Here is a 16,650-nt window from a genome sequence, read left to right as displayed (position 1 = left end):
CTTTTCGTCCGACTTACGAATCTGACAAACGCCATGATCGGCCGGAGAAACGGTCCATGCGAATGTTGCCACTCGGCAACAGCATTCGTGCAAGACGGCGAATGCAACGTATCTTACGCAGATGTAAAGTTGGAGGAAAAATCTCGACAGGCTTCCGCCCCCTATTTCTCCGGCAGTCGGGATGGACGCTTGTGGCACCTCTGTCTTCGGCTGGTTAACCCGCAAACAACGGAGGTGGGCAACGTGAAGAAAACATTGGTACTTTTGTCATTCGCAGCAAGCGCTGCAGGGATTACATCGGCGAGAGCAGCCGACCCGATCATCATTGCCGAACCGGAACCGGTTGAATATGTACGCGTCTGTGACGCTTATGGTGCCGGCTTCTTTTACATTCCCGGCACCGAAACGTGCCTACAGATCTCGGGCTACGTCTATTATCAGATCGGCGCTGAAAGCCGTGATGTTGGAGATACGCCACCGCTCACCTTTCACCCAGGTGATCCGGTCACCGAAGGCTTTTACAAGACGGTACGAGCCCGGTTGAACTTCGATGCTCGTTCGCAGACGGAATGGGGTTTGCTTCGATCGTTCATTCGGCTCGAATCAAGTTGGAACGGTGTAGGAGACGGCCCAGCGGTTTTCGACCAGGCCTATTTGGAACTCGGCGGTCTGCGCATGGGATATACCGAGTCAGCCTGGACAAGAACCCAAGGCGGCGGTGTGTCCAACTTCCCAGGCTCCCACTCCTGGTCAGGCTTGGGCTATGGCTATCAGCAACGAGCGCAGGTTTCCTACACGTTCAGGGGCGGCCCCGGTTACTACGGGACGGTCTCGCTAGAGGATGATGCACTAGCGGGTGACGGATATCTGCCAGATGTCGTTGTCAAGGCCGGCGTTAACCAAGGCTGGGGCGGCGCGTGGGCACAATTCGGCTACGATGAATCGTTTTTGGGTACGGACGGATGGGCTGCCAAGCTTGGTCTGCATGTCAATATGCCAAACATGCCTGGTTCGTCACTTCGCCTGATCGGGACGTATGCCAACAACGCCAATATCTATTCTACAGGCCAGTTCGACGCCATCAGCGCCGAATGGTCAGCGCTGGCATCCTACAACCATCAGTTTAGTGAACAACTCGGCATTTCCGTGGCTGGGCACTACTACAGCAACTTGCATGCCGGCCTGGTGACCACTGGTATCGATGCTTTCGCGGCAGAAATCTCGACGGTTTGGATGCCTGTTGAGAATTTCGAGGTGCGCGGCGAACTTGCCCACAGCAAAATCGAAAATCTCGGCGGAACGACGTCGGGCTTCCTCCGATTTACCCGGTACTTCTAGAAGCGTTGGTAGGGCAAATACCCGCATGAGAAAAGTGACGAAATCGCTCTTGATGTAACCCGAAAAGCGCGGCCGCAGCCATCGGAAAGCTGCGGCCGCCAAACCGGTGATTTAATGGATATTCCAACGGTCTTGGTCATCTCTTCGGGGGCGAATGCCGCGTCGCAGCTATTGCTGAAACTGGAAGCCAGATCATCGTTGCACGCAGAGAAGATCGATATCGCAATTATCATTCGCCTATTAACGAGAGCGCGCTTTATTGGCGGGCTATTTTTATTTGCGCTATCTCTTTCGGGTTATGTTTTGCTCATATCTCAATATGACATCATGATAATATTTCCAGGGATGGGTTTAACCTATGTCTTCGTCTCCCTGTTAAGCGCGTTTGTTCTGGATGAAAGGTTCGATAGCATTCGGATCGCGGGCGTCGCTCTCATCGTCGTCGGTCTTGTATTCTTGATGGCCGGCAGCCAGTAAGGTGAAACGGAATATGCGACGCCGCTTCATCATCATTCCACCCAACAATTCGACCCGGTATAGCTTCGAATTCTTAACTGCGCTTGAGGCCGCGTTGCGTGATCAGCTTCCGGAGCATAATATCTGCATCGCGAAAATTAAACAACAAAGATACGATAAGTTCATGGTTTTTTGCTATCCATCCTACAGAAATGATACTAAAAGTGCAGCTATTATTCAGACAATTGAGATAGCGCTATCTGATATTATTGAACAGAAGAGGTGATATTCTGATGGACCTCGGAAGCAGCCCACGCAGCCATCCATGTCCATCGTCGCGAAGACTATCTCTTCTGAGGTTTCTGTCGCGCCCATGGCTAGGCCATTCACGACGCCGAAAGCGAGGGCAACGACGATCAGCGCAGCAAGCAGGGCGCGAAGAGATGACATCGCACGAGAGGTACGCTTTTCGGTCACTCAAGTCGACATCTTTGCCAGACAAGCTCGTCATCGCAGCGGTACAGGTAGCTTTTCCGGAACCTTCTCCTGCTTCTCGGGTTCTCCATACTCCCGCAGGGTATGGAGATCGTGATGCCGGGCGACCGGAAAAAGCAGAAGGTTGACCGTCTCAACCGGATCGCCGGCCAGGTGCAGGGCCTGGCGCGCATGGTCGCCGGTGATCGCTACTGCATCGACATTCTTCACCAGATCCAGGCCGTGAAGGCAGCACTGGCGCGAGCGGAAAGCGAAATCCTGCGCGACCACGCCGCACATTGCGTCGCCGATGCGATCGCTTGCGGGAGCCCGAAAGAACAGACCGAGAAGGTCGACGAACTCGTCGACCTGTTCGATCGGGCCCGGCGCTGAGCGACAATGAAGGACACATGATGACGACAGCAACCAGGCAAGCATCACTCTACCGCATGGTCATGCCGCAGCACGTCTGCCCGTTCGGGCTCAAGTCGCTCGCCCTCTTGAAGCGCCAGGGCTACGCCGTGGACGATCATTGGCTCGAAACGCGTGAGCAAACCGACGCCTTCAAGGCGGAACATGATGTCGATACCACCCCGCAGACATTCATCGACGGGGAACGCATCGGCGGCCACGACGATTTGCGCCGCCATTTCGGCAAGTCGGTGCGCGATCCCGAAGCCGTCACCTACCAGCCCGTCATCGCCGTCTTCGGCATGGCCGCCCTGATGGCGCTGGCCGCGAGTTGGCGCGCTGACGGGGAACTTCCCACGATCCGGGCGGCGGAATGGTTCGTCGCCATCTCGATGTGCGTTCTCGCCATCCTCAAGCTGCGCGATCTCGAAGGCTTCTCCAACATGTTCCTGGGCTATGACCTGCTGGCACAGCGCTGGGTCAGGTACGCCTATCTCTACCCGTTCGCCGAGGCTCTGGCGGGTGTTTTGATGATCGCCGGCGCGCTTCTTTGGCTTGCGATCCCGGTGGCACTCCTGATCGGAAGCATCGGCGCCGTCTCGGTGTTTTATGCCGTTTATGTCGAGCGCCGCGAGCTCAAATGCGCCTGCGTCGGCGGCGACAGCAACGTGCCGCTCGGCTTCATCTCCCTCACCGAGAACCTGATGATGGTCGCGATGGCGATCTGGATGCTCATCAAATAGGAAAGGAGAAGTGCATGTCCTACAGGCGTTTTGGCGCGATGATTGCCACCTCGACGGTGGTGATGTTCGCTCTCATGTACCTTAACACCTATGCGGTGGATCACATCACCTTCAGCCAGACAAGGACGTGGATGGCCCTGTTGATGGGCGCCGTCATGGCCGTGGTCATGATGGGTTTCATGTGGTCGATGTATCGAAACAGCACTCTGAATGCGGCGATCATCGGCGGCGCCGTCCTCGTCTTCGCGGCATCCTTGTGGCTCGTTCGCAGCCAGGAGACGGTGGACGACGTCAGCTACATGAAGGCGATGATCCCGCATCACTCGATCGCCATTCTGACCAGCGAACGCGCCCATATCCGCGATCCGCGCGTGCGCCAGCTGGCTGACGAGATCATCGAGGCGCAGGTGCGCGAGATCGACGAGATGCACCGGCTGATCGCCGACCTAGAGGCCAATCCGGTTCCCGAAGATGCGCCAGATCTGCCTCCCTATCGCCAGGACGGCCCAGGCACACAGGAGTGAAACGGAAATATCGCGGCCGCCGCCCGCCGCGCGGGGGCGAAAAGAACCGGTGCCCCACATCGCGTGCGATATGGGGAAGGCTTCCTACCGCGACAGTCTGCCGATCGTACTCCGACTGACACGATAATCACTTGCGACAGTTTTCCGCGGCTCCCCTGCCGCCAGCCGCGCGAGGGCATCGCGACGCTGTATGTCGTTCAGTTTTGGCTTCCGCCCGAACTTTATGCCCAAAGCCCGAGCGCGCGCGCGCCCCGCGGCCGTGTTTTCAAGTATCCGCCGCCGATGCCATTTGGCAGCCCAACCGACTACGAACAGGATGAGGTCGGACATTTCCGATGTGGTGTCGATAAAGGGCTCGTCCAGCAGCTTGAGGCCCGCGCCCTTCGCGGTGATCCGGCGCAGAATGTCCAGCATGTCGAACGGGTCGCGTGCAAGCCGGTCGGTCACCACCGCCAATACGATATCGCCGGTACGGAGCGCGCTCAGCATCCGCTGGAGTTGGGGGCGGTTCGCGTCCGCGCCGCTTCGTTTCTCGCAGTAGATGCGCTCGCAGCCCGCCTGCCGCAACCGGCCGATCTGGACCTCCAGGTCCTGGCTTTCGGTTGATACGCGGGCATATCCGTAGATCACTTGTGGTCTTCCCTGGGTGCAAAAATCACGAGTTTTGCAAGGCCCAATCGTCTGGCGATGTTCATGTTTGCACAAGGCCAAGCGGTAGGGATTTGCCTAAAACGCCAGCAGAAAACCAAACGGCTGATTAGAAAAGCACGCCTATCTTACCCCGTTCAAAACTCGTGATTTTTGCGTACGCCATGGCGAAGGGACGATCGACAGGGTGAGCGCGGCCACACCGGGAGGACTGATGGATTCGGTCCTTTGGTGGATTGGCCGTCACGGGAGATTCCATGGTCATTTTGATATTGATCGGGCTTGTGTTCGCGGGCGTTGGCGCCGCATGGGCAAGTTCAAAGAACCTGAGCCCGTTTCTGTGGGGGTTACTGTGCTTTTTCACCGGGTTCATTGGGCTGATTATCCTGGCGTTCCGGAAGCCCGCGATCGCACCTGTTCGCCCCGGTGAAAGCGCATGAGGCGTCGGTACCTCGCCGCCGCTTTCGCCGTGGCCTTCTCCGCTTGTTCCGTCGGCAATCAGAGCGTTGGTGCGCCGGCTTCCGGCCCGCTACCTTCCGACCTCAACGAGTTGGTTCGGTTCCTCGCGCACAAAGACGCAACTTGCGAAGCTAAAGGCAAGTATGGCGACGTTTCTTGCAGCATCGGCAACCGATCGGGAACCTTGGCGATCATCCGCTCGCGGGACAACCTCGTCATCGAACAGACGATCGCCTTCGATGCCGGCAATGACACGATGATGTTCTTTGCGATCCATCTCGGCGATATCGTGCAAAGATTGGGCATGAGACCGGCGCAAAGAGAGGAATGCACCAACAGCCCGCTCTCGGGCGCCGTTATTAGATACACGCTGCCGCGCTTCTACGTTCGGTGCGAGGGGACGGCGCGATCGAACATCCACCTCGTTGTGTGGTTCACGCCCAAATAGCTCGGCCCGGACGATCTCGGGCACCGGGAACATTCACTCGAGAACAGTATGCGCGCCTGCGTGGTGAGACCCTTTCCCGGCGGAGGGTCTGCGATGGGAGACTCCGATGCACAAATACCTAAGAGTACTACCAGCCTGCCTTGCCGGCCTGGCAACGGCGTGTTCTTTCGATGCCCCGAAGCCCCAGGATGCGATCAACTACCTGACCCAGAGGGCAGGCTACATGGGCTGGCAGGACGTTAAGGTCAGCGATTGCAGCGGTCCGAAGACCCTGACCACGTGCGTGATCTCGTACAACCGCACAACGGGCGGCTACCGCTTCTATGAAGAGCTCAAGATGGAGTTCACGAAGACGCCATCGGGCTGGACGCCGCAGGGCTACCAGGTCCTCAAGACACAGCCTCTATAGAACGATTCCCGACCGGGGCGGGAAGGGTGCGCGAGGGAAAGGGCAGGGGTTTCCCTCGCCTAACGACAACGAGAAGCGCCCCAAGGCCAGTGGCCCTGGGGCGTGCGCTAGAGCATCTTCGAAGAACGCAGAGTCGGTTTTGGGATTCACGCGGTCGTGTTTGTCTGATTCACTGACGCTGGTGATTTGCCAAGAGGTGAAGATGACGAGGAGCCTGAGCGGCGACCTTCGCGGTCGGGTGATTGCGGCGATCGAGGATGGGGTTTCGACACGGGAGGCGGCGCGTCGCTTCCGCATCGGGATCTCGACGGCCGGGGCCTGGTATCGCCGCTATCGCGAGACTGGCGAGACCGAGCCTCGCAAGCAGGGCCAGCCGTCGCGCTCGAAGCTCGATGCGCACGAGGCTTTCATTGTGGGCCTGATCGAGGCGGCGCCGGACATCACGCTTGCCGAGATCGGCGAGCGCCTTGCCGCCGAGCGCGGCGTGCGGGCTGCGCCCTCGACAGTCTGGCTGTTCCTCGACCGGCGCGGCATCACGTTCAAAAAAAGTCGGCGCATGCTGCCGAACAGCAGCGCGCGGACGTCCTGCGCCGCCGCATAGCCTGGTTCGACGGCCAACTCGATCTCGATCCCGAGAAGCTGATCTTCATCGACGAGACCGCGGCATCCACGAAGATGGCCAGGCTGCGAGGGCGCGCGCCTTGTGGCGAACGATGCCGGGCGGCCGTTCCCCATGGCCATTGGAAGACAACCACCTTCACCGCCGGCCTGCGACTGTCCGGCATGGCGGCGCCGATGCTGCTCGACGGTCCGATGAATGGTCCCGCCTTCCTGGCCTATGCCGAGCAAGTGCTCGCGCCAGAGCTGCGCCCTGGTGACATCGTGGTCATGGACAATTTGCCGGCCCACAAGATCAGCCGTGTGCGCGAGGCCATCGAGAAGGTCGGAGCGCGGCTCCTGTTCCTCCCGCCATACTCGCCGGACTTCAACCCGATCGAAATGGCTTTCTCGAAGCTCAAGGCCCTGCTCAGAAAGGCCGCCGCGAGAACCGTCGACGAACTCTGGTCCGTCGTTGCCGATTGCCTCTCCGCCTTCACAGCCGAGGAATGCCGGCACTATTTCGAGGCAGCCGGATATGACCCGGATTAAGTCGAATCTGCTCTAGGTACAGGGTTCGTCAGGCGGCTTCCGATTGAACCTCATCGGTGGCGTTACGCAGCACAGGCGGCAGCCATCCCTTGCCGTCCAGCGCCTTCACCGCCAGCACCACTGCCTCAACCTTGGGAGCTTTCTCGACCGCTTTGGCGACGTCCTCCGGGCATCCGGCTTCGCGCATTGCCTCGGCGATATCCGCCTTGGAAAGCCGCGACAGGAACGTTTCCTGCGGGGTCCACCAAGCTTTCATGTCCAGCGCAACGGCTTCGGCCACCTGCGCCGCCTGCGCCAGCCGGGCAGGGGAGGCGTCATGCCTTGCTTCGACGCCGTTGAGGTTGGCGGCGGTGACGACCGCCAGAAGGTCGGTCAGTGTCGCCATGTCCTGCGCAAGCAGCCACGGCCACAGATCGGCGCTATCGCCGGGAATACGGTCGCCCCACGGTTCCACGACCGCGAGCCAGCCCTTGAGCGCCTCACAGGCGTCCGGCTCCTTGACCGACGGTTCCAGCGCTTTCCTTTGGCCACGCACCTCCACCGCCGAACCGATACGGACGTGATAAGGATGGAACACCTCCGCCACGAGAGGATGAAGCAAGGCGGCGAGGGCAACCTCCGGCTTGTTTGCCAGTACCACGCGCAGCGCGGCAGTACGAACAGCGGTCAGTTCCTCAACGAGCGCGGCGGACATGCCTCGCGTCTCGGGTTCTTGCCGTTCATCGACGCTGCCGTCGCCGGGTTCGCCCTCGGCGTGCAGCGCTGCTAGCGCCTTCCGGTCTTCGGGCTTCACGACGCCCCGCACGACCTGCAGGGTGCCGTCATAGGCGATGCCAACTAGACAACCCGACAGCGCCTGTTCCTCGGCTTGGTAGCTCGCCGTCCCGTTGCGGATGGCCTCGATGCGCTGCTCGACTTCCACCTGCTGGGCTTCGGTGACCGCGATGTCGGGGTCGCCTTCGGCGTAGCCCTCAAGCACGTCCGCCAGTTCGTCGAACCGTGCCGAAAGTTCAGCCAGTTCGGCGTTCTCGGCCTCGGTCAGCGCCCGCCGTACAGGGTGGATGCGCCCAAACCCGCCCTGATGCAGGATATTGGCGTCCAGGCTGACCTCCACCCATTTCCAGCCATGGTCACGGAGTTCGTCGGCAACCAACTGAAGGCTGTTGTTGGCCAGCCGCACGAGGGTGTCCCGGTCGGTGAGGTAGGTGTCACCGTCTTCGCCGAACAAGTCGCGCAGCACCGTACCGCCCGCTTGTTCGTAGGCTTCCATGCCCACGAACCGCACCAGCCGTTCGCTCGGCCGCACATGGTCGCTGGTCAACTGGGCACGCAGGTTGGCAGGCGTGCGGCTCCACCCGTCCCGTTCAAACCACGCCGCCTCCTGCGCGGCATGGTCATCGGTGATGGCGAGCGCCTTCGCCTGTTCGAGCGTGACGTTGCCGTCGCGCATTTCGTCGAGGATACGCGGCGACAGGCTGGCCAGCTTCAACCGCTGTCTCACGGTCACAACCGACTGGCCGAACCGCGCGGCGATATCCTCCACCGCCATGCCGCCGTCGACCAATTCGCGGTAGGCCACCACCTCGTCAACCGGGTGCATGGCCTCGCGCTGGACATTTTCCGCGAGCGAGAGTTCGGTGTCGTTGCCCTCCTCCTGCACGACCACCCGCACGGGATAGTCCTTGTCGACGGCGACGCCGTCGACGCTGCGCCCGTCCTTCAACAACTGGCGCAACGCGCCGAGCCGCCGCCCTCCGGCGACAACCTCGAATTTGCTGCCCTTGGCTGCTTTCCTGACGACGAGGTTCTGGATAAGGCCATGCGCCTCGATGCTGGCCGCCAGCGCCGCCTTACCGGCATCGCCGTTCACCCGCCGCACGTTGAAACGGCCCGGTACCAACCGGCCCAGCGGCACGGTCTGTTCATGGTTTTGCGTTGTGGTCATCTTTTTCTCTCCTTGATTGTCCGTTCAGACAACCCAACCCTCAAAAGGAGGGTTCAGGCCGCCTGAACCCTTGCCTCGTGGCGAACAGCGGGGAGAGTGGGGGGCAAGCCCCGGGACCGGAGGGGTCTCCCCGGCCTGCACGAAGCAAAAGCGGAGGAAGGTAGGGGAAACCGGGGCCGGGACTTGCTGGGGAGAGAGGGCCGCGCGCCTCTCTACCCTTGGTGCCGTTCGAAGAATGTTGGCAGGCCCGCAACCAGAAAGTGCGGTCTCGGCGACTTGGTTGACTTTTCCACAGACATATCCTTCAATTTACACTTTCTTAGCAAACCGAGAAAACGTAGCGGGCGTGGCATGGAAAACGAGGATCGTGTGCTAAGACTCCAGCACAAGCTTCCGGCAAGTATAATGGAAGCTCTCAATAGAGATTTTGTAAATTCACACCACATGCAACTCAGTGAATACTTTGAGAGCGTGTTAGAGCACGGATTTCAATCAATAAAAACTAATCCGAATGCAAATGAAATGCTGGCCAAGCGTATTGAGCAGCTAAGACATACACAGCAGCAAAGGAAGAGATGGTTGATGTAAAAATCAACACAAAATACAGTGATCAAGCCAATAAACTAAAAGAACTAATACCCCGCCAATATGGAAGAAAAGGAAGAATATATAGAGAATCTCTTTACAGATATTTGATCGAGAAGGGGATAATATCTATTGATGGTGACATCTTGGTGGTTAATATTTAGGAGCTGAAAGTTATTTTCCTGTTAATGAGGGTGTGTTAGGCTTGATTCGTTTGAAAGAGAAGCCACATCTGTTCGCCTTGACAAAGGCGCTATAAAGTTTATATCTGTGACTGCATCTACAGGTGGCGTTGACCACCGTGGGCCCCGATGTTACCAGCTCGGGGCCTTTTTTGTGCGAGCTCCGAAAGGAGTCGGACCTGCATCTCGGTTTGCCTGCCCGACTCCCCGCATCACCTTGCGGTGTCTGCCCGCACGCATCAGCGGCTGCTATGCAGCATGATCGCGATCTGGGTCAACATCAGCATGATGATGACTGCATCTACAGGCGTCATTAGACCTCCTTGTCAACGCCAGAGGTTTAGATTTCTCAACATCGTTTACCAGCCGATGCATGAGAGCCTCCGACCACTCCCCGTGATAACCAGTTCCCGAGGCGACCGGTCTCCAGCTTGCGCCTAATGGTTGCGGCGGCGCCAACAAACACAAGTAAGCGCATTTAGACGAAAAGGCCAAGCATGAATCTGGGGTTGCGTTGGGTATGAATTTAATGTCGCCACGTCGATTCTGAAGCGTCGGCTGCGTGGTTATTGCTAGTAAAAGCGCTGGTTTGAACAAGTTTTCAATTGTTAGTTCCGCATCGACGCGCGACCTGGCGGACGCCGAGCATTGATGTGATCGCCCTTCCATACAACATACTGATTGATTGCATTGAGCTGCATTCTCGCGGTAGCGGGGCCGTCGGTATTTCCTACCTTCGGTCTTTATCGTTTATGCTGGATGGTTGTCGTTCGACAATGGCAGTCGGCATCCCCTTGCCTCCCGAGATGGCGACTGCCCGTGCATCGACAATCCGTAGGAGGTGATTGGCAAGAAGGATAATCTCGAGCGCCTCGGCTGGGTCATTCATGTCAACGTCCCGATGTGAATTCGGGTTCTTGTAGGAGCCCATGGCGCCGCAAAACAGCTGCATGCGGCTCACCTGTTCGCCCCCCTCACTGTCGTTGTCCGTCAGAGGTCCATCTTTTGGCTTAAAGGCCTCCTGCATCAATTTCACACCTAGCAAATCTTGGCCGAAGCCCCCAGCCTCCCGGACATAGACCTCAACTGCTTTCATCGCCTGGAAGACTGCGCCGTCAAACTCGCCACGGAGAAATGCGGACCATACGCGATCCGCAATGCGTCTGTGCAGCAGTTCCTTGCGAAGCATCCGAGTCGCTTGAAACTCCGCGAAGGTACTCGCATCGGCGATGTGTTGTGCTCGGCGGCCGAGAACGCGGAAACCGCTTTGGCCATTGGAACCTTCGGCAGCGATTAGCAGTCCGTTAACTTCAAGCCAATTCCAAGCCTCAGCAATTGCGACACGCAGTTCTTCGCGCCTCTCGAGTGGATACGGGTAGTTGCCGTTCCGATCCTTCGTTGTGAGTTCGTTGATGTAGTTGCCCAGGTGAGCATATGGATGATCGCCTGCGGACAACCGCTGCTTGATCAAGAATAATAGCTTTGCAGCCAGTTCTTCTGGTTCCATCGCAAGGACCAGATCGGGGTCCGGGATCGCTTTGGCGAGATCAAACATCAGCTAACCTTACCTTAGGTAAAGACATTACCATAGGAAGAGCGGAAACGTGTCATAACTCAAAAAATGAGAACGGCGCGGATCCGCTAACAAAGCGCGAAGTACAACACGGCCGCCTGACGTTGCGATGGAGGATGGCGTCTCTCCGAGGACGCCATCCTTGCTCGCGCGAGGCTTGGCTAATGATCTGCGAAAAAAGAAGGGGCCGAAGGCCCCAAGGTGTTACCGAAAACCATCGGTTGATGGTAAGAACCAAGCTTCGCATGCTAAAGAAAGATAAGCAATAGACACTCTAACGCAAGAAAATCGATCTACCGATCTGTTTTCACCACCGCGCAGAACGTCACGAAATCGCCACCGGCGCGACATAAGAATGATAGGTCATCGGGTAGGGGATCTCATGCACCGTCCGAAATCATCAAATGAATACAATGGTCGCAATCTGGATTGCCAGGACGCGATGGAGGCGAAATTCACCGCGCTTTGCGAAGACGCCATCCGTTCCGGCTGGCGCGATACCGACATCACGAGGGCACTCGCCGAACTGATGAACGATTGGGTTCTGTACCGGCGCACAAAGCAGATCGAAGGGACGGCTTCGTCAGTTACGGTGGGCTCCAAGCATTAGCACACGGCTGACGTTTACGCGTGCGACGAATGTGGAGTCTTTCACATTGCAATCTTGACGCGATGCTACCCTAGCGTTTGGCAACGTTTTCTCACGCGTGAGCGACATTCCGTCGGAGGACGGCCTAATGCGAACCCTGCTTATTGCTCTAGTGGCCTCGCTCAGCCTATCAACCGCGACCGCCGCCGACACCCTCCGGATTGGCTCCTGGAATATTCAGGATCTCCACCATGAGGAGGGGGTCAACCTGCGGAGCTTTGACGGGATCTCCAGCGTAAAGCGCACGCCGCAGGATTTCGCGCTGCTGGAGAAGTACCGCGACCTCTTTGGCCGCGACGGCACTGCGGCCGACGTGATTGCGCTCCAAGAAATCGGCACGAAGGCCGCGCTGGAGCGGCTGTTTCCGAAGGATACTTACGACATCCTCATGTCACCGCGTTGGCGTGACGACGACGCGCCCGCAGGGGAGGGCGACGTCTACACAGCTGTTGCGGTGCGCAAGGATAGCGGTGTTGCGCTCGTGAGAGCTGATCCGTTCCCTGAGTTGTCTGTCCTCCATAGCGACGGCCGTGCCACGCGGGCTGGAACAGGGGCCTTGCTCGAGGCTGGCGACGAGCAGTTCTGGTTCCTGTCCGTCCACCTGAAATCCTCGTGCGCGACGAACAAGAACATCCACACGTCGTCGGACGATGATTGCGAGACCTTGTGGAAGCAGGTGCCGCTCCTGGCTGACTGGGTCCGGGCAAAGCGTGAGAGCGGGATTCCGTTCGTCATCGCGGGCGACTTCAACCGGCGCTTCCGTCAGATGAACTTTGAAGGAACGTTGTGGGAAGCGATCAACGGCGTCGGCCCGGACGATCCTATCGAAACGCCTTGGGTTGTACCCCATCCTCAAACGGTGACCCGCCTTTGCCCCACCCGCAAAGGGACAAGCACACAACCCATCGACTGGATTGTGCTCGATACGGGGCTTGCGGGTCGATTTGTCGAAGGTTCTTTTTGGGAGCGCCGGTTCGCCCGCGACGATATCAATGCCGCGCAAGGCGGAAGCGGCTTGAGTGATCACTGTCCGATCAGCATCGACCTCGACCTGCCTGGTTAATGGTTCCCGGAGCGCATCATGAGAGGAATCGCATTCGTAGCACTTCTTGCAACCATCGCCGTGAGCGCGACGTCGGCCAGGGGCCAGACTTTGCCGCCGATCGTCATCGAACACACAGTCGAGGGGATCAGGTTCGCGACGCCGATTACGGTTCAAATCGATCCAGCAAACGATCAAGCCGTACCCTTTACGGCCCGTGCCCAGCTTGATGAGTTCATTGGCGTTCTCAACACGCTCGCCAACCGTCACGCCGGTGGTGATATCAGCCACACGGGGACGCAGTTATGGGCCGAGGCTGGCTTGCTCAAGGTGAAGGTCCACGTTCGGTACGATGGTGGGTTTCTGGGCTCGACCAATGGGAGCGTAGTTGCGCTTTTTCAGGCGGCCGTCACTGACAACACGGTTTCGCTGTCGTCGCAGTCGGTAGAACTCAACATTTCTAACGATGCCATACGAATCGGATCGGACCTGAGCGGTTTTCGAGACGAGATGCAGGCGCAGATCTTGAACGGGCTCAACAAAGCCCTCTCCACGAAGGACGCTGTGTTAGCGCTGCCCGAAGAGATCCAAAGTCTTGGTATTTCGCTCGACGGTGCGCACTTCGAAAGCCGGGACGGTGGATTGTTCGCCGTACTTTCCGGGACTCTTCCGCTGGAAATCAGAGTGTCGCGATGAATCCGACGTCGATCCAAAGGGCGTGGCTGGCTGTAGCTCTTATTCAACTTGCGTTCGCACTGACCGTGATGGGCGAGACGCAGAATTCACCGGTTTACTTTGGGCTGAAATCCCTGCTCGGCATTACCTTCGCGAAGGACACGCCGGACGCCATCGTGGCCCTATGGGGGATTCTGTGTCTCTCGGTCCTGCTTACGATCTCGCTCGGATTGGTTGCCGAGCATGCGCGCATCGAGGGCACGACCTGGCGCGCCCGATTTCCGTTGCGCATATTCGATTTCGAGCCGGGTTCGAGCATCGGCAAATGGTTCACCTTTAGCGGCATCGTGCTCGGGGTTGGTGTGCCGATTTGGGCATTGGGGCACTCGTGGCGCGTCATGCACAACGAAGGTACGCTCTGCGCTTCGGTAAGTGGGCAGCCGCTCGAAGAGATTGGGCGCGGCGGGTTGTCCCTGTGGTCAGTTCCCGATGGCGCTAGCTTCAGCTCCCTTTTGGCCGACGGTTATCGCATGGCTGGGGAAGCGGGCTGTAGTTCGCAGGCGACGACGTTCTTCCCGCTTGTTGAGCCATTGATCTTTCTGCTGCTGACGATATGGGCGGTATGGAACCTGGCGCGGGCTGGCCGGGCTGTCTTTAAGCAGGGCGATCGCTAGCTAGGTGCGTACGCACGATCACCACAGAGTTGCGCATCCGTTGAGTCGCACCTGCTCGAAAAAGCGGCAAAAAAACCGGCAAAATGTATGCGCGGCTTTATGCTTATGTTATTGCTGGTAAACGCTAATCAACCGGCAACGAAAGCGGCAAAGAATGACCGATATCGCAGCTATGGAGCCGCTGTTCCCTGATATAGGTCGTGAAATCGAGGACACCGTAATCGACCTTATAGAGGCCGCCAGCGCCTTTGGTAGCCGGCTGCACCCGATCATGCGAGCGTCGTTGGGTGATCTGGTTCGCTCAATGAACTGCTATTACTCGAACCTCATCGAGGGTCACCATACGCACCCCGTTGATATCGATAGGGCACTTGCCGGTGATTACGCTCAAGAACCGGAACAACGAAATCTGCAGCGCGAAGCCAGAGCCCATATCGAAGTTCAGGCGATGATTGACCGGGGGGAGATGCCGTACCCAATCCTCTCTGTGGACGCCGTTAGGTGGATGCACCGGGAATTCTGCTCTCGTTTGCCCGAAGAGCTATTGGTTGCCAAGGATCCGAAAACGGGGGAGGAGGTTCGCGTTGTCCCAGGAGAATTGCGCACCAGGCACGTGATTGTCGGTCGCCATATTGCTCCCGAGCCCGAAGCACTGGAACGGCTCTTGCTGCGATTTGCTGAAGGCTACGACCCGGCGCGCCTGTCTCGCATACAGCAGCTGGTAGGTGTTGCCGCGTCCCACCACCGCCTCGTCTGGATCCATCCATTCATGGATGGCAACGGCCGTGTCTCGCGCCTGTTTTCTCACGCCCTGCTGCGCGAGTTCGGCGTGGGCTCAGAACTCTGGTCGGTGTCTCGCGGCCTTGCCCGGGACGTTCAATCCTACAAAAGCCTGCTCACCGCGGCCGACGAGCCCCGCCGCGGTGATCTCGACGGCCGCGGCAACCTAACCGAGGCTGGGCTATCCGAGTTCTGCCGGTTCTTCCTCGCGGCTTGCCTCGATCAGGTGCGCTTCATGGAAAAGCTTACAGAGCCACAGGAATTGCTCAATCGGATGGAAATCTGGACAGATGAGGAAATCAGGGCAAAGCGCCTTCCCAAGGGGAGCTGGTCACTTCTGCGCGAGGCCGTTCTTACCGGCGAGTTCCAGCGCTCTCAAGCGGAAGCGTTGACGGGCTATCAAGAGCGCCAGGCTCGCTCTGTCTTATCGGCGCTTCTCGACAAAGGCCTGCTGACCTCCCCATCGCCAAAAGGCAAGGTCAGGCTTGCCTTTCCTGCGACTGTCGTCGAACGCTGGCTCCCAAGACTTTATCCTGTCGGTGGCTAGAAACGAACGCAGGGTTCACCTGTGCCGAGAAAACCGGTGCACTCTCAAACGTCGCATCAAGGTTGCCAGGCGATGAAAGGCTCTACGGAACTGGCCGTGACTGGCTCCCAGATCGCGATTCTTGTTTTCGGCTATGACGCGCACGGCATCTCGTAAGTCCGCTGGTCGGATGGAGCGCAGGTTCAGGCGCGACGGGAAATACATGATATTGCCGGCGCTGTTTTTGAGCTCGGTTTGAAGCTCGGCGATGGCCATGCCGAAAACAAGCGCGATCAGTTCGTTTGGGTTGCGATGGGCGATGGCGTCAAGCAAGCCGACAGGCTTGTCGTCGGCATAAACAAAGAGCGGTCTTGAGATTGGGGGGTGAAGGGCGATCGCATGGATCGCCAGTGCGACGGCCAGGATGGATCGTTTGGATTCGCGGAGCTCACCGCTCCATTCTATCTGCATGTAATGATAGGCGAAGTATTTTTGGGCAGCGTCATCCTGAATAAGGTTGTTATCGTTGATTTCAAAATCTGCTGCCAGCGCGGTTTCTTCGACCGCGCTGGCAAGTATTTTGTAGAAGATTTCGGGGTTCACGAGAGATTGAACGCCGGTATACTCAAAAGCCACTCAGTCTAACCTCGGCCTCGTCGAAAGGGGGTGTGGAGCAGGTTTTCGGCGGTCTCGCGAACGATCGACCGCACCCGTTTCTCCGACAGCGATACGTTATGTCCGGCGACAAAAGCCTTATCTGCGGCGGCAAGCTTAGTGATCAGCGCTTCACGCTGAGCCACACTGAGTGCAGGCGGTTCAGGCGGCCTCCGTTTTGGCGGAGGATAGCGGTAGGGTTTTCCCATGAGGTTCTCCGTTCGGTTGCCCCGTGCGGGCAACCGCCCGACAAAAAAGGGCGGATTGATTCCACATGAACTGTTTTACAGTTCTCTAAATATGACA

18 protein-coding genes are annotated in these 16,650 nt (G+C 58.3%); 14 read left to right on the top strand and 4 right to left on the bottom strand.

The features are described 5' to 3' along the window. Positions 1–243: 243 nt before the first annotated feature. From C7T96_RS01920 to C7T96_RS01895, 5 genes are all read left to right on the top strand, one after another. Entirely contained in the window at positions 244–1,338 is a 1,095-nt protein-coding gene (locus tag C7T96_RS01920) for a porin (protein WP_158264284.1), read from the top strand. A gap of 114 nt (positions 1,339–1,452) precedes the next feature. Then, entirely contained in the window at positions 1,453–1,815 is a 363-nt protein-coding gene (locus tag C7T96_RS01915) for a hypothetical protein (protein ID WP_106569465.1), read from the top strand. 570 nt (positions 1,816–2,385) lie between these two features. Next, the gene (locus C7T96_RS01905) at positions 2,386–2,661 is read left to right on the top strand and encodes a metal-sensitive transcriptional regulator (protein WP_106569957.1); all 276 of its coding nucleotides are present in this window, start codon (positions 2,386–2,388) and stop codon (positions 2,659–2,661) included. A gap of 20 nt (positions 2,662–2,681) precedes the next feature. Then, positions 2,682–3,422, top strand: a complete 741-nt coding sequence (locus C7T96_RS01900; RefSeq protein ID WP_106569956.1) for a glutaredoxin family protein — start codon at positions 2,682–2,684, stop codon at positions 3,420–3,422. Between the two features lie 14 nt (positions 3,423–3,436). Then, positions 3,437–3,946, top strand: coding sequence for a DUF305 domain-containing protein (locus C7T96_RS01895; protein ID WP_106569463.1), 510 nt, complete (start codon positions 3,437–3,439; stop codon positions 3,944–3,946). Between the two features lie 84 nt (positions 3,947–4,030). Here the strand turns inward: C7T96_RS01895 and C7T96_RS01890 are convergent, their stop codons facing one another. After that, positions 4,031–4,576, bottom strand: a complete 546-nt coding sequence (locus C7T96_RS01890) for a recombinase family protein (RefSeq protein ID WP_106569462.1) — start codon at positions 4,574–4,576, stop codon at positions 4,031–4,033. Between the two features lie 275 nt (positions 4,577–4,851). On the opposite strand from C7T96_RS01890, the gene C7T96_RS01885 reads away from it, so the two are divergent. The 4 genes from C7T96_RS01885 (at position 4,852) to C7T96_RS01870 (ending at position 7,059) form a co-directional block, all read left to right on the top strand. Then, a complete protein-coding gene (locus C7T96_RS01885; protein WP_106569461.1) occupies positions 4,852–5,034 on the top strand; it encodes a hypothetical protein in 183 nt (60 codons plus the stop codon). Beyond that, the gene (locus tag C7T96_RS01880) at positions 5,031–5,501 is read left to right on the top strand and encodes a hypothetical protein (protein WP_106569460.1); all 471 of its coding nucleotides are present in this window, start codon (positions 5,031–5,033) and stop codon (positions 5,499–5,501) included. Before C7T96_RS01885 ends, C7T96_RS01880 begins: the two co-directional genes overlap by 4 nt. Before the next feature lie 106 nt (positions 5,502–5,607). After that, entirely contained in the window at positions 5,608–5,910 is a 303-nt protein-coding gene (locus tag C7T96_RS01875; protein ID WP_106569459.1) for a hypothetical protein, read from the top strand. A 202-nt stretch (positions 5,911–6,112) separates the two neighbouring features. Next, positions 6,113–7,059, top strand: a protein-coding gene (locus C7T96_RS01870) for an IS630 family transposase (RefSeq protein WP_245414039.1) whose coding sequence is annotated in 2 segments (ribosomal slippage) — positions 6,113–6,452 and positions 6,452–7,059 — 948 coding nt in all. Because the reading frame shifts where the segments join, the coding sequence is not laid out codon by codon here. A 28-nt stretch (positions 7,060–7,087) separates the two neighbouring features. On the opposite strand, the gene C7T96_RS01865 is transcribed toward C7T96_RS01870, so the two are convergent. Both C7T96_RS01865 and C7T96_RS01860 read right to left on the bottom strand, forming a co-directional pair. Further along, a complete protein-coding gene (locus tag C7T96_RS01865; protein ID WP_106569458.1) occupies positions 7,088–9,004 on the bottom strand; it encodes a ParB/RepB/Spo0J family partition protein in 1,917 nt (638 codons plus the stop codon). Between the two features lie 1,497 nt (positions 9,005–10,501). Beyond that, positions 10,502–11,326 (bottom strand): TIGR02391 family protein, encoded by an 825-nt coding sequence (locus tag C7T96_RS01860; protein WP_106569457.1) that lies wholly within the window; start codon positions 11,324–11,326, stop codon positions 10,502–10,504. A gap of 400 nt (positions 11,327–11,726) precedes the next feature. On the opposite strand from C7T96_RS01860, the gene C7T96_RS23795 reads away from it, so the two are divergent. From C7T96_RS23795 to C7T96_RS01840, 5 genes are all read left to right on the top strand, one after another. Further along, positions 11,727–11,954: a hypothetical protein gene (locus C7T96_RS23795; RefSeq protein WP_146149126.1), complete on the top strand. Its 228-nt coding sequence runs from the start codon at positions 11,727–11,729 to the stop codon at positions 11,952–11,954. Positions 11,955–12,081: 127 nt separating this feature from the next. Further along, positions 12,082–13,056, top strand: a complete 975-nt coding sequence (locus C7T96_RS01855; protein ID WP_106569456.1) for an endonuclease/exonuclease/phosphatase family protein — start codon at positions 12,082–12,084, stop codon at positions 13,054–13,056. Between the two features lie 18 nt (positions 13,057–13,074). Further along, the gene (locus C7T96_RS01850; protein WP_106569455.1) at positions 13,075–13,731 is read left to right on the top strand and encodes a hypothetical protein; all 657 of its coding nucleotides are present in this window, start codon (positions 13,075–13,077) and stop codon (positions 13,729–13,731) included. Then, positions 13,728–14,384 (top strand): hypothetical protein, encoded by a 657-nt coding sequence (locus tag C7T96_RS01845; protein ID WP_106569454.1) that lies wholly within the window; start codon positions 13,728–13,730, stop codon positions 14,382–14,384. The genes C7T96_RS01850 and C7T96_RS01845 overlap by 4 nt, the downstream gene beginning before the upstream one ends. A gap of 154 nt (positions 14,385–14,538) precedes the next feature. Next, on the top strand, positions 14,539–15,711 hold the full coding sequence (locus tag C7T96_RS01840; protein ID WP_106569453.1) for a Fic family protein: 1,173 nt from the start codon (positions 14,539–14,541) through the stop codon (positions 15,709–15,711). Between the two features lie 15 nt (positions 15,712–15,726). On the opposite strand, the gene C7T96_RS01835 is transcribed toward C7T96_RS01840, so the two are convergent. Then, entirely contained in the window at positions 15,727–16,326 is a 600-nt protein-coding gene (locus tag C7T96_RS01835; RefSeq protein ID WP_146149125.1) for a hypothetical protein, read from the bottom strand. Positions 16,327–16,650 lie beyond the last annotated feature (324 nt).

This window comes from Nitratireductor sp. StC3 (assembly GCF_003015025.1).
Classification (GTDB): Bacteria; Pseudomonadota; Alphaproteobacteria; order Rhizobiales; family Rhizobiaceae; genus Mangrovimarina; species Mangrovimarina alexandrii.
This window is presented reverse-complemented; position numbering and strand designations above follow the sequence as displayed.

What these genes read in the sequence shown, in the direction of transcription:
- C7T96_RS01915 (WP_106569465.1), top strand. Translation starts at nt 1,453, where the DNA reads ATGGATATTCCAACGGTCTTGGTCATCTCTTCGGGGGCGAATGCCGCG.
- C7T96_RS01905 (WP_106569957.1), top strand. Translation starts at nt 2,386, where the DNA reads ATGCCGGGCGACCGGAAAAAGCAGAAGGTTGACCGTCTCAACCGGATC.
- C7T96_RS01900 (WP_106569956.1), top strand. Translation starts at nt 2,682, where the DNA reads ATGACGACAGCAACCAGGCAAGCATCACTCTACCGCATGGTCATGCCG.
- C7T96_RS01895 (WP_106569463.1), top strand. Translation starts at nt 3,437, where the DNA reads ATGTCCTACAGGCGTTTTGGCGCGATGATTGCCACCTCGACGGTGGTG.
- C7T96_RS01885 (WP_106569461.1), top strand. Translation starts at nt 4,852, where the DNA reads ATGGTCATTTTGATATTGATCGGGCTTGTGTTCGCGGGCGTTGGCGCC.
- C7T96_RS01880 (WP_106569460.1), top strand. Translation starts at nt 5,031, where the DNA reads ATGAGGCGTCGGTACCTCGCCGCCGCTTTCGCCGTGGCCTTCTCCGCT.
- C7T96_RS01875 (WP_106569459.1), top strand. Translation starts at nt 5,608, where the DNA reads ATGCACAAATACCTAAGAGTACTACCAGCCTGCCTTGCCGGCCTGGCA.
- C7T96_RS01865 (WP_106569458.1), bottom strand. Translation starts at nt 9,004, where the DNA reads ATGACCACAACGCAAAACCATGAACAGACCGTGCCGCTGGGCCGGTTG.
- C7T96_RS01860 (WP_106569457.1), bottom strand. Translation starts at nt 11,326, where the DNA reads ATGTTTGATCTCGCCAAAGCGATCCCGGACCCCGATCTGGTCCTTGCG.
- C7T96_RS23795 (WP_146149126.1), top strand. Translation starts at nt 11,727, where the DNA reads ATGCACCGTCCGAAATCATCAAATGAATACAATGGTCGCAATCTGGAT.
- C7T96_RS01855 (WP_106569456.1), top strand. Translation starts at nt 12,082, where the DNA reads ATGCGAACCCTGCTTATTGCTCTAGTGGCCTCGCTCAGCCTATCAACC.
- C7T96_RS01850 (WP_106569455.1), top strand. Translation starts at nt 13,075, where the DNA reads ATGAGAGGAATCGCATTCGTAGCACTTCTTGCAACCATCGCCGTGAGC.
- C7T96_RS01845 (WP_106569454.1), top strand. Translation starts at nt 13,728, where the DNA reads ATGAATCCGACGTCGATCCAAAGGGCGTGGCTGGCTGTAGCTCTTATT.
- C7T96_RS01840 (WP_106569453.1), top strand. Translation starts at nt 14,539, where the DNA reads ATGACCGATATCGCAGCTATGGAGCCGCTGTTCCCTGATATAGGTCGT.